The sequence below is a fragment of the Novacetimonas hansenii JCM 7643 genome, assembly GCF_000964405.1.
Lineage (GTDB): Bacteria > Pseudomonadota > Alphaproteobacteria > Acetobacterales > Acetobacteraceae > Novacetimonas > Novacetimonas hansenii.
The window spans coordinates 1-12,203 of the sequence record NZ_BANE01000084.1; the positions used below are offsets into that span (position 1 = coordinate 1).

At 56.7% G+C, this 12,203-nt stretch carries 9 protein-coding genes; all 9 read right to left on the reverse strand.

Going from position 1 to position 12,203, the window contains the following annotated elements:
- Positions 1–212: 212 nt before the first annotated feature.
- The 9 genes from B7G66_RS06860 to pxpB all read right to left on the reverse strand — a co-directional run bounded on the left by B7G66_RS06860 (position 213) and on the right by pxpB (position 12,190).
- Entirely contained in the window at positions 213–2,525 is a 2,313-nt protein-coding gene (locus B7G66_RS06860) for a TonB-dependent receptor family protein (protein ID WP_003619819.1), read from the reverse strand.
- A 400-nt stretch (positions 2,526–2,925) separates the two neighbouring features.
- Positions 2,926–4,176: an SfnB family sulfur acquisition oxidoreductase gene (locus tag B7G66_RS06865; protein WP_003619822.1), complete on the reverse strand. Its 1,251-nt coding sequence runs from the start codon at positions 4,174–4,176 to the stop codon at positions 2,926–2,928.
- Between the two features lie 39 nt (positions 4,177–4,215).
- Positions 4,216–5,370: an acyl-CoA dehydrogenase family protein gene (locus B7G66_RS06870; protein WP_003619825.1), complete on the reverse strand. Its 1,155-nt coding sequence runs from the start codon at positions 5,368–5,370 to the stop codon at positions 4,216–4,218.
- A gap of 654 nt (positions 5,371–6,024) precedes the next feature.
- Positions 6,025–7,227: a pyridoxal phosphate-dependent aminotransferase gene (locus tag B7G66_RS06875; RefSeq protein ID WP_048858952.1), complete on the reverse strand. Its 1,203-nt coding sequence runs from the start codon at positions 7,225–7,227 to the stop codon at positions 6,025–6,027.
- 140 nt (positions 7,228–7,367) lie between these two features.
- Positions 7,368–8,606, reverse strand: coding sequence for an MFS transporter (locus tag B7G66_RS06880; protein WP_048858954.1), 1,239 nt, complete (start codon positions 8,604–8,606; stop codon positions 7,368–7,370).
- A 72-nt stretch (positions 8,607–8,678) separates the two neighbouring features.
- Complete coding sequence (locus B7G66_RS06885; RefSeq protein ID WP_048858953.1) at positions 8,679–9,611, reverse strand: DMT family transporter; 933 nt, start codon at positions 9,609–9,611, stop codon at positions 8,679–8,681.
- Between the two features lie 175 nt (positions 9,612–9,786).
- Positions 9,787–10,548, reverse strand: coding sequence for a LamB/YcsF family protein (locus tag B7G66_RS06890; RefSeq protein WP_003619831.1), 762 nt, complete (start codon positions 10,546–10,548; stop codon positions 9,787–9,789).
- Positions 10,545–11,555 (reverse strand): 5-oxoprolinase subunit C family protein, encoded by a 1,011-nt coding sequence (locus tag B7G66_RS06895; RefSeq protein ID WP_003619833.1) that lies wholly within the window; start codon positions 11,553–11,555, stop codon positions 10,545–10,547. The genes B7G66_RS06890 and B7G66_RS06895 overlap by 4 nt, the downstream gene beginning before the upstream one ends.
- Positions 11,552–12,190 (reverse strand): 5-oxoprolinase subunit PxpB, encoded by a 639-nt coding sequence (pxpB, locus tag B7G66_RS06900; protein ID WP_239016132.1) that lies wholly within the window; start codon positions 12,188–12,190, stop codon positions 11,552–11,554. Before pxpB ends, B7G66_RS06895 begins: the two co-directional genes overlap by 4 nt.
- Positions 12,191–12,203: the final 13 nt, after the last annotated feature.

Here is a 12,203-nt window from a genome sequence, read left to right on the forward strand (position 1 = left end):
TGCAGGCAGAGCCTGTGCCTGGGTGACATCGCCAACCTGCCCAGTTGTAACAACGAAGCCAAGACACGTGCACTGTTTCACTTCCTATGAATTCATTTACCAGTCGTAGTAAAAAGAATCATCACGGTTCATACATAATCCGCACCATCAAATCCCGGAAACAAACATCTAATATCAAAACATGTCATTAACTTTCCTGAATTTATTATTTGTCAATTAAATCCAATAGACACACCACCAAAAATGCCAAATCCATCTCCTGATAGCATGGCGGCCGGCTGCTGCCCGTTGGCGGTAGAATAAACAGGTACTACGCCGGTAGCATAATGTTTATTGGCCAAGTTATGTAAGCTCAGGAACACCTGCCTGTGTTTGTTAGGCCAAAGATAACCGATATCAAAGTTGTAGATGTGATAAGGCGCAGCTTTATACTGGTTATCATATGATGCCAGAACCGAAGAGGATACTTCCACATCGAAAGATGTATAAAAACCGTTCTTCATATCAAGGTGGAGTTCTCCCTGATAAAAATGACGTGGAATGCCAGGAATGTAGTTATGTCCCCATGTTGAATCATGGTTAAAACGAAAACTTTGAAATGTGTATGCCTGGCGAAGTGAAATGATGTTACCTTGCCATTTGTACAATGTTGAATGAAAAGATGTCTCAACCCCCTGATGCGTAGTGGCCGATGCATTACCATAGGTTGCGTTGTTATAAAGTTCAGATAGTGGGGTCATGACGGATAATAGTTCGTTATGTACGGCTGAATGATAGTAGCTGACACTCCATTCGGTACCTTTGAAATGCCCATTAGTACCAAATTCAAATGTTGTTGCTGTTTGTGGCTTGAGATTGACCCAACCGGATGTAAGTCCTTTGGCTATACCAGATGTATAAACCGCGCCGGAAAGATATTGCCAGTCCTGCGGTGATTGTACGCTGCGCGTCACATTGCCATAAATTTCAACATTGGGAGTAATGACATAGCGAAATCCAGCTCGGGGCGCGAAATATAGGGCATTCTGACTGAAGGAACTGGTCTGGGGGTAGGTCTGCGATCCAGAACGTGGCGTGTAACTTAAAGCTCCAGCAGCTGTGAGCCAGAAATTATGAAAGATCTCTGTATTGTTGCGTACATGAAGAACAGTATCGCTGCCGCCAAGATGTGATCGGGTCACAAGCGTACCAATGGCATAATCGGGATAGGCTGATTTCACGCGTACCCGGTTGTCAATAGTTGCCGTCAGGTCATGTGACGTATAAATCCCAATATCTGTATCGCTGTTATGACCTAGCAGGTTGTCATTCCGTGTATAGTCAACCATGCCGGTGGCATAGTCAATGTCGTACAATGAAGACGTGCTCCCTAGTTCGTGGTTCATGGGGGCATTCAAATAGGCAAACCCCGCCACGAGTTTTGACTGATCATCTATATGGATGGTTGTGCGATCAGCGACGAAAGTGGTGCCTGGTTCAATGGTCTGGGTGCCCAATCCGGCATAACCGGTCTGTACCTGTTTCGGGTTCTCACGGATCTGGTCGCGCGTCAGGTAGAAAGGATTGCCTTCCGATGTCTGTCGGTACCGGACAAACAGGCGCGTATCGACCCTGTCGTTAAATTTGTATCCATAATTAAAATTCACACCAAAATTCGTGCTCTTTGTATTGTCCTGATAGCCTGCACGATAAGAATTGGTGACACTGATATAATAATCAGACTTGCCAATAACCGATCCTGAACTCAATTGTTCCTTTACATAACCGAAGCTGCCTGCTTCCACACGTGCCTGGTAACGCTGAGAGTTATATCCGGTCTGGGTGACGTAATTGATTGCACCCCCTAATTGCGTTGAACCGAAATCCATCCCATTGCCGCCACGCAAGATTTCCGTATAGCGAATGCCCAGTGGTTCCTGAAGTTCATTGACCGTGCCTATGGGCGTCGTAAGCGGAATATCATCAAACAGGAACATGATACCCGAACGCGTTGCGTTCAGACCTGTCTGGATGCCAGAACCGCGAATGGAAATGCGCAGGTCATCCGATCCGCAGGGGGCTTGGGCGAAGACACCGGCCTGATACTTGAATGCATCCGCATTGGTGGCGTTACGTCCCTTCAGCACGGTGGCCGCATCAATGACGCTGGTGCCACCGGGAATGGTTTTTAGGTATACCTCCGCCTGATGTGTTGCCGCACTGTGATGGTGCACGGCGATATGTTCGACCGTGCTGGCATTCAGCCCGCTACTGGCCGCATGTTCATCATGATGGCCGACGGCATCATGGCCACCTGCGGCATGATGGGGTGGGCTATGGTGGGGAATACGATGCGGAGTGATGTCGTCTGACGAGATGGATGCGGCCGCAATGGCGTGATGGGAAGCAACCAGAACACCGAACAGACTGCTGGCGAGCGCAAAGGTCAGTCTGTTTGAAGCCTCTGCGACAGGGCCTCGGTCGCTGTAAGGCAGAGGATGGAGGCGGGGCGGGACAGTTGGGGGAAGTGATAATTCACTTTTCATAATTGTGGTTCTCTATTCTGGCCGCGAGGAATGCACTAATCTGTTAGCAGGCAAAAATGACTTTTTATACAGTGTTATGCCCCCAATCCAGTTAAAATACGTAATATATGTAATAAAATAAAATATGCTCATATATAATAGTGAATTTTAGGCAGACTCATACAGCTATCCAGACTGGACATCTCTGAAATTCAAAAATAATATCTTTTGTTATCAAATGGATAATAAGAAAAGCAATGCAGGGTCATGTCGTGATTGACACTTGCCATGCTTACACCGAAAATTAAGAATATACTTCTCTTAACGGCGAATGGCCGCATATCCGGCGGGACATGCGACCTGTCTGGATGGGATAATTATACAATTTAAGGTGTTATTTATGGCGCTGCCACCCCGCGCCTCAACTCCATGCATGTAACGGGGGAAAGGTCTGGTTCAGGTAGTAATTTCCCACAATCGTATATTTCCATCGCACCGGATCATGCAGCGTATGCGTGCGCGCGTTACGCCACAGGTAATCAAGGTTCAGCTTCCGGTCCGTGGCGGATGTACCAACCAGTTCAAACAGCCTGTTTGTCGCCTCGATGACACTTTCGGTGGTCAGGACCTTGGCCTGCGCCGTTTCGATCTGGGCGGTGGCGACACTTTGCGCACCCGGGGTCGATACGGCATGGTCAATGGCGTCACCTGCCCTGTCCAGCAGGGCAAGACCCGCATTCAGGCGTATTTTCAATGCTCCGATCGCCTGGATTGTATACGGATCGTCCGATGCCCTGTCCTGCCCACTATCGATCCACGGGCGTGCACGCGTATGGATCAGTTCAATGGCCGTATCGATAGCCGCATCGGCCAGACCGGCGTCAATCGCCGCCTGAATGAACTGCGATATGGCGCTGTCGGCAAACGGCGCATCGGGCCTGTAGGCTTTCCAGACCGGAATGACACGGCTGCGTGGCACCTGCACGTCCGTCAGTTGCACGGTACCGCTTGCAGTTCCTTTCTGGCCGAATGCCGACCAGTCATTGATGACATTCAGGCCGGGCGCATTACGCTCGGCAATGGCAAGATGGCTGTGCCCGTCTTCATCAAGCGCCACGATCTGGACCAGATGCGCCGACAGCGCCCCCGTGCAGTAATGCTTGACACCGTTCAGGGTCATGGTGTCGCCCGTTATCTGGAGACGTGTTTTCAGCGCCCCGACATTCTTGATGCCGCGTTCTGAAAACGCATTGCCAAACCTATATCCTTTCAGCACCAGTGCAAACAGATCGCGCGCCTGTTCGGGGCTGGCACAGGAGACAAGGCAGGCGATGGTGGCAAAGTGATTCTGACTGAGTTGCGCCACCGCTGAATCTGCTTTTGCAATCAGCCGGATCACGTGTCCCAACGTGCGATAGGACACTTCGGCCCCGCCATAGTTACGTGGCACAGTGATGCCCCATAGCCCAGAATTGGAAAAAATGTCCAGTTCACCCGCAGGAAACCGGTTATCTTGGTCACGCTGCGCAGCACCCGGCGCAATCTGCCGGGCGACTTCGGCGGCAATGCGCAATGCCTCCGCATCATTCGCGATGACGGGCACGCCCGCGGGTGGCAGGGGAAACGGGGCGACATCAGTTTCGCCTGTGCCGACAAATTCCGTAAGGGTCATGATATGTCCAGTCTGGATGCGATCAGTAATGGTCGGGATTCATGACAGCGCCTGCTGCCCTGCAATCCGACGCAACAATTCGTCATGGGGCGCATGGATGCGGCCACACAGCGCGTCGCGATGGACGCGTTCCAGCGGGTTATGGGCGGACAGCCCGGCATTGCCCGCAAGGCCCAACAGGGCGGATGTAACATCGACCGCCGCATCAACCACGCGTGACTTTATGACCGCTGCATGCGCATTCAGTTCAGGCAGCGGGCAGGCGGCCGTGACATCCGTGGCGTAAAGCCGCAGCAGCATGGCGTTCATGTGCAACGTAATGGCAAAGCCCCCTACGGCATCGCGCATGGCGGGCAGGGTCGAAAGCGGTACGCCCAGATTGGATGGCACGCGTTTTTTCAGGAATTCGCCAAACCAGGCCAGCGCGGATGTAACGATGCCATTATACAGGGCCCCCAGTAGCCCTGTATTCCATAACATGAGGGTATTGCGTCCTGCCGGTGGTGCATCGGGCGTGTACAGGGCCAGTGCCGCATCGGGTGGAAGCACGACCTGCGTAAAGACAACTTCATGGCTGTTGCTGGCGCGCATGCCGATATGGTCCCAGTTTTCAATGACATGAATGCCCTTCGCAATAGTCGGGACCATGAACGTGCCCACCCGTACCGGGTCTTCATCCGTGCGGGCACGCACCAGCAGCCACGACAGGCCGGGAATGCCGGTAACATAGGCCTTGCGTCCGTCCAGCATCCATCCCGTGGTCGTGCGGGTTGCCACCGTGCCGGGCAGGCCGCCGCGCGATGCAGAGCCAAGGTCGGGTTCCGCCAGCAGGATATTGATCAGCCGGTCATGCTGTTCCTCTTCCATCCAGCGTACGAAATCACCGGATCCGAATTCATGGTGCGCGATCGCGGCCCGCACCATGTAATGATTAACCATGACCAGCGCGGTGGAGGCATCCCCCTGCGCAATCCGGCCCACGATGTCCTGCACCACGCCAAGGGTAAACGGCGTGGGGCGCTCGGGAGTGGAAATGCGCAGCGACAGCAGTCCCGCCCGGCGCAGGTCGTCAATATTTTCCTGTGCAAAAATCCCGGTGCGGTCATGGTGCGCCGCCCGTGTGGCAAGACGCGCCTGCAGGTGCGTGGCTGCGTCGATGGCATCCCGTGCGGTATAATGAAGGTCTGCGGACACGGCTTCATGCCTCCTGTACAATGGCCCGGACATCCGGGAGGGGCGGAATGCCAAGACCGGTCAGGGCTGCGCAACGTGAGTGCCGTTTCATTGCAGGCTTACCTGTAACAGGGGTGGGGCATGCCATCCGGTGGGTTCCTGCCGGTCGATGGATCAGACCGGCAGGCAGATATTAAATAAACAATAAAAAACGTGAATATGTACTTATAACATTATAAACGTAAATTTATATGTCAATAGGATAGTTATCCCGTACCCCGCATTTAAATACGATAATATTTCGTGGATTATGCGCTAAATTCAGAGTCAATACGATCAGGACATTACATCTCGATGGAATTTTTATGATTTAACAGCCTGTCGGGTTGGGGTGCCGCTCTGACGCGGCGAGGATGTAAGGGGACATGATAAGCCACTTCATCCCGTTTGAACGGTCTCAGCCGTATCTTCTGCCACCCGACCTGAAGTCGTGACTTCCGGCCGACGCTATGGCGCATGTCGTCGTTGAGCGGGTTCCGATAAATGGGATTCCGCCAAGACTAAAAAGACATAACCCAGCCAGAGGCGGCACGGGTCTCGCACTGGCTTCCCGATTGCATCGGGGGCCAGTACGGAAAACCTTACACGTTCACATGCCGTGTGCCGTTTATATTCTTACTTCAGCCCATCCACAAAAGCTGAGATCCGGCGGCAGCCTTCGCGCAGGGTGTCTGTATCGGTCGCGTAGGAAATGCGGAAAAACGGGCTCATGCCGTAAGCTGCCCCCTGCACGGAGGCAACCTGCTGTTCTTCAAGCAGGGCCATGACAAAATCGGCATCGGTTGCGATCAGGCGGCCACCGGCCGAAGTCCTGCCCATGCAGTCACTGATGTCAGGATAAACATAGAACGCACCCTGCGGTGTGTGACACCGCACGCCGGGAATGGCGTTGAGCAGGGAAACCACCAGATCGCGCCGGGTCTGGTATTCAGCCGCGCGGTCCTTGAGGAAGTCCTGCGGGCCGTTCAGCGCCGCCACGGCTGCAGCCTGCGCCAGCGTGTTGATGCCGCTGGTCGACTGGCCCTGCATGTTGTTCATGACAGCGATAAGCGCACGCGGGCCACCGCAATAGCCAACGCGCCAGCCCGTCATGGCATAGGCCTTGGACACGCCATTGACTGTCAGTACCCGATCCTTCAGGCGCGGCTCAACCTCGGCGATCGTGCAGAAGGTGAAGCCGTCATAGATCAGGTGTTCATAGATATCATCGGTCATGATCCAGACCTGCGGATGCTTCATGAGCACGGCGGCAATGGCTTCCATATCTGCCCGCGGGCAGCACGCGCCAGTGGGATTGCCGGGGAAGTTGAGCACCAGCCATTTGGTTTTGGGCGTAATGGCGGCCTCCAGTGCCGCAGCCGAGAGGCGAAAGCCGCCTTCGGCAGGGCAGGGCACGGAAACGATGGAAGCCCCGGCAAGGCGCGCGATATCAGCATAGCTGATCCAGCTCGGGGTGGGCAGGACCACCTCGTCACCGGGGTTGATCGTCGCCATCATGGCATCATAGATGATCTGCTTGGCACCATTGGCCACCAGGATTTCGTCCAGGGCGTAATCAAGGTGGTTTTCACGCTGGAACTTGGCCTGGACCGCTTTTTTTAACGCGGGTTTGCCATCCTGCGGCGGGTATTTGGTATCACCCGCGCGGGCTGCGGCAATCGCGGCATCCACAACATGCCCGGGCGTGGGAAAGTCCGGCTCGCCTGATGACAGGCTGATGATCTTCATCCCTTCAGCCTTCAGTGCCGATGCCTTGTCGGTCATCGCGGCCGAGGCCGAAATCCCAATTCCATTCAGTCGATCAGCAAACCCGGGCATCAGACACGTTCTCCAATTTTACTCAATGCAACAGCATATTAGATGTTCATAGCGATCGTAGATCGTTTCGCCACAGGTTAGATACCGGTGAAAACCGTCTGACCCCATACAACAATCCTATGAGGGGCAGCGCCTTCCGCTTATCCATCCATCCGGATCGGGTTGCGCACCATGGCAAGTGACAGCCCACCCGCAATGAGCAGGGCTGCAGCGCAGATATACCATGCCATGTCAAAACTTCCTGTCCAGGACACGATATATCCGGTCAGGATGGGTGAGAGCAGCCCCAGAGAATTGCTGCATGTCAGGGTAACACCCGTTACAGCGCCCATCTTGCCACCGTCTTCCACCATATCCGTCAGGAGTGCGGTATTGGCGCCATTGGCTGCCATCAGGCAGGCCAGCGCACCAGACAGCACCAGCAGGATGGGCATCATGGTATGAAAATACGGCAGCAGCCCGATCGTGGCTGCCCCCAGAAGGCAGGTTGCAACAACAAAACGCCGGTTGGGCGGATGAATGCCCCTGCGAAAGACTAGGTGCTCCAGAATGCGCCCGATAACGACCGCGCCCATGGCCGCGACCAGATAACACAGTGCCGTGCTGTTGCCCGTACCGGTGGTGTTGATGTGCAGTTCATGGATCAGGTACAGCGGCATCCATGACATGACCAGAAAGTTCAGGTAGTTCTGGGTGCATTGCACCGCCAGTATCCCCAGAAAGGAAGATGAGCGGAACAGGTTCCTGATCTCGCCGGCCGAAATGGGCCTGCGTGGAGCTGCATCGGGCTTTTCCTGCGGGTTACGGTAAACCAGCCACCACACCAGCGCCCAGGCAATGCCGATGCCGCCCAGCGCCATGAACTCGCACCGCCACCCGAAGAACGTAATCAGGTATGCCCCCGCAATCGTGCCGCCCGCCAGACCTAGCTGCATGCCGGTCAGCAGCATGGTCATGACCGAGCCGCGTTCGCGCGGTTGCGCCCAGTTGCGCACAACCGTGGCCCCTACACCAAAGGTTGGCGCCTCGCCTACGCCAAGCAGCACGCGCGTCATTAGGAACTGGGTAATGTTCTGTGCCATGCCACCGAGCAGCATGGCAAATGACCAGACGCCCACGGCAAGGCTGCCAATAGTGCGCGCGCCAACCATGTCGAGCACGATGGTCGAAGGCAGGTTGAGCAGGAAATACGACCACAGGAAACTCGACGAGACCCAGCCCATCTGCACCGGTGTCAGTGAGAACTCCTTGCCCATCGTAGGCAGGGCAATGGAGAGTGCCGCGCGGTCGCCATAGCTGATGGCGTACATCAGGAAGACAAGAAAGAAGAACACGTAACGAGCAGGAATTGCGCGCCTGCTTCGTGCATTGGTGGTCATTTCACCTGTTGTCACGCTGGAGGACTCCTGGTGTGCCATGAATTACTGGAAGGAAGGGGGAGGGCTGCGCGATCAGGGCGGGGTGCCGGTGGCCGCATCCATCGTGCCTTCCGCCACCGCTTTCTGTTTGGCCGGGCGGTCGTGGCGGAGCATCCACACACCCGAGCCAATGATCAGCAGCCCGCCAATGCACATGGCAATGCCGGGTATCTCACCAAACCCGAACCATCCAATCAGCGCGGCCCAGAGCAGGCCGGAATAGGCAAACGGGCCAATGGCAGATACCTGGGCCGAGGCGAAGGCTTCGGTCTGGAGCACCTGCGCAATACCGGCGAAGGCACCCACGGCAACAAGGCAGCCGGCCTCGGTCAGGCTGGGCGTGGTCCAGATGAAGGGCAGCGGTAGCGCGGTCATGACCGTCATGAGAATGGCCTGCCACAGGGAGATGGTGGTACTGGATTCCGTTGCGGAAAGCTGGCGGATCTGCATGGTGGTCAGCGCGCCGACGCCCCCCTGCGCCAGGGCCACGAAATATGCCCAGATGGGCACGGCGCTCCCTGTCATGTCATGTCCATGCAGCAGCCCCTTGCCAAGGGCCACCACGATCACCCCCGAAAACCCGATCGAGACCGCAACCCAGCGCTGGAGCGAGGGACGTTCATGCAGCAGCGGGATCGAGAGCAGGACCAGAAATAGCGGCTGCGTGTAGGACAGGACCTGCTGTTCGGCCAGTGGCAGGCGGGTCACGGTGATCACGATCATGATCATGCTGATCAGTCCCACGACCGAGCGCAGGACATGACCAAAAAAATGATGTGTTTTCAGTATAATGGCCGTGCGTGAAGCAATCAGCAGCACAAAGGGAAGCGAAAACAGGTTCCGGAAGAAAATGATTTCAAGTGCTGGAAGCGTGGAGCCGGTCAGTTTCTGCAGGGCATTGAGGGCCGCAGTAAAAAACGTTGCCGATGCTAAAAGAAGGGCGCCACGTTTCAGGTCATGCTTCATTTTATCCGTACCTCAATGCACGACATGGACAGCGGTGCATGTCATCAATCAATGCTGGCCCGATATCCCCACGCGCTTCATGTTACGACATCGTAACGCAGGGGGCGGATTTCGGGTCATAGGCGTTCGTTGCGATGCGATAGGAAATTCTTATGGGTGAAGGGCGATGCCCGCCTTAAAGCTGGCAGGCCGGAGTCAACACGCCGCCGCTTGCTTCGATTTCCGCACGGATGGCGCGGGAGAGTTCCAGTGATCCGGGCGTGTCGCTATGCACCAGAATGGACTGCGCCTTAACCGGCAGGCGCGCGCCATCAATGGTCGTGACCGATCCGTCATCGAGGAACTGCTTCACGCGCGCCCGCACGCCTGCCAGATCATGAATGACCGCACCCGGTTGCCCACGCGGCACCAACGTGCCTGCGGTGGTATAGGCACGATCGGCCAGGAACAGGGTCTGGGCCCGCAGGCCGGCCTTTTCGGCGGCGCGCTCGGTTGCCTGGCCGGACATGCAGAATATGCTCAGGTTCCGGTCGATGGCGGCAATGGCACGGGTCAGGCGCAGGGCAAGGCCCTCATCCGCATTGACCATGTTACCAAAGGCAGCATGGTAACTGACATGCGTGACCCGGTGGCCATGACGGGCGGCAATGCCCTGCAATGCCCCAATCTGGTAACACATCATGGATTCCATGTCCGCGTCGGATACGGCCATGTTGCGGCGGCCAAAGCCCATCAGGTCCGGCAGGCCGGGATGGGCGCCAATGCCCACCCCCTTTTCCTTCGCCAGTCGCACGGTACGGTCCATGATGGCATAGTCACCGGCATGGAAACCACAGGCGATGTTGGCCGATGAGACGGTGTCCATCAGCCCGTCATCATCTGCAATGCGCCAGCGGCCAAAACCTTCGCCCATGTCGGAATTGAGGTCGATTTTCATGCCTTGGCTCCAGATTTCATGCCAGCACGGCTGTGGGCGGATGAGCGGTAATGGGCAACCATCATGCGCAGCTTGTCGAGATAGGCATTGACCGGCTGCATGGCGGCAACGCCTTCGGCAAAGCTGCATTCATGCAAACGGATGCGCGTGCCAATGCGTGCCTGCGCCAGTCGCCACAGATCGGCTTCGATCACGGTAGCGATGCGCGGATAGCCACCCACGGTATTGGCGTCAGCCAGTTGCACGATCGGTTCACCCGCTGGCGGAACCTGCACGATACCGGCAATCACACCATAAGAGCGCAGTTCAACCCGGTGGCGCAGTTCAAGCGGAGCACCCGACAGGCGGTAGCCCACGCGGTTGCTCTGTGGCGTAATGCGCCAGGGCGTATCCCACAGCCGTTGCTGGGCTTCGGGCGTGAACAGGGCGTAATCGGTTGCGGGCATGGCACGCAGGTGAATGACCTTGCTGTCCTCTGCGGTGGCCACGGCATCGAGCACCGCAGCGGGGGGCAGGGCGCCGTACCCCACCACATCCAGCGCGGTAGCGATGGTTTCGAGTGTATCTCCTGCTTCCAGCGGGCGACCGTCGAGCCCACCAAAGCTGCCACGCAGTTGCGTACTGCGAGAGCCCAGCACCACCGGCACCTCAATACCGCCAGCAAGGCAGATATAGCCGCGCGCACCCGCTTTTGGCGGCCCGACACGCAGGACCTGCCCGGCTGCCGCCGTCTCGATCATCCAGGGCAGGATCGTGCGGCCATCAAGTTCGATCGCAGCGTCAATGCCCGTCACCGTAAAGGTGGTGGCTGTTTCAAAGCGCAGCACGAAAGGATAGGTCTGCAGTTCGATGCAGGCATCATCCATCTGGTTGCCCAGCAGGATATTGCCGACCTGAAGCGCAAGCGCATCCATGACGCCCGACGTGCCCACGCCCAGATTACGGTAGCCGGGGCGGCCGAGATCCTGCACCGTGTTCAGGGCGGATGTTTCAAGGATCGTAATCACAACTCGATGCTTTCGGGGTAAAAGCGGATGCGATCGCCAACGGCAAACAGGGCAGGGGGCTGTTTGGTGGGATCGAACACACGCAGGTCGGTAAATCCGATGGAATTCCACCCGTTGGGCCCCGTCAGCGCGGAAATGCCAGCCTGCATGCCACCGATGATGACAGTTCCCGCCTGCATGTTCAGCGATGGTACGGTCTTGCGCGGCGTTGCGATACGCGGGTCAAGGCCATGCAGGTAGCCAAAACCCGGCGCGCTGCCAATGGCGCAGACCGTGTATTCGCTACTGTGATGGATGGAAATGACGTCCTGCGCAGGCAGGCCGGAATGGGCGCAGACTGCCGCCAGATCTTCGCCCAGAGTGCCGCCATAGTGTACGCCGATCTCAAACAGATGCCCCTCGATATGCCGCTCGGGCAGGGTGTTCCAGGCATGGCACAGCCACTCCGCCACCGCCTGCGGGCGCTCGGGCGGGGCGGAAAAGATCAGCATGAGATTGGTCACGCCAGGAATGAGTTCGCACACGTCGGAGCGCGCCTGCGCCGCATCCATCAGCGCCCAGACCCGGCGCTGGTGGGCCATGGTGAAATCACCCGGCGCCTCGAACAGCATGGCGCGTGTGCCGATCATGCTTATGGCAGGCGCCGCA

Bases quoted from the DNA above. Each gene is read 5' to 3' on its own strand.
- B7G66_RS06860 (WP_003619819.1), bottom strand. From the start codon at position 2,525: ATGAAAAGTGAATTATCACTTCCCCCAACTGTCCCGCCCCGCCTCCAT.
- B7G66_RS06865 (WP_003619822.1), bottom strand. From the start codon at position 4,176: ATGACCCTTACGGAATTTGTCGGCACAGGCGAAACTGATGTCGCCCCG.
- B7G66_RS06875 (WP_048858952.1), bottom strand. From the start codon at position 7,227: ATGCCCGGGTTTGCTGATCGACTGAATGGAATTGGGATTTCGGCCTCG.
- B7G66_RS06880 (WP_048858954.1), bottom strand. From the start codon at position 8,606: ATGACCACCAATGCACGAAGCAGGCGCGCAATTCCTGCTCGTTACGTG.
- B7G66_RS06885 (WP_048858953.1), bottom strand. From the start codon at position 9,611: ATGAAGCATGACCTGAAACGTGGCGCCCTTCTTTTAGCATCGGCAACG.
- B7G66_RS06890 (WP_003619831.1), bottom strand. From the start codon at position 10,548: ATGAAAATCGACCTCAATTCCGACATGGGCGAAGGTTTTGGCCGCTGG.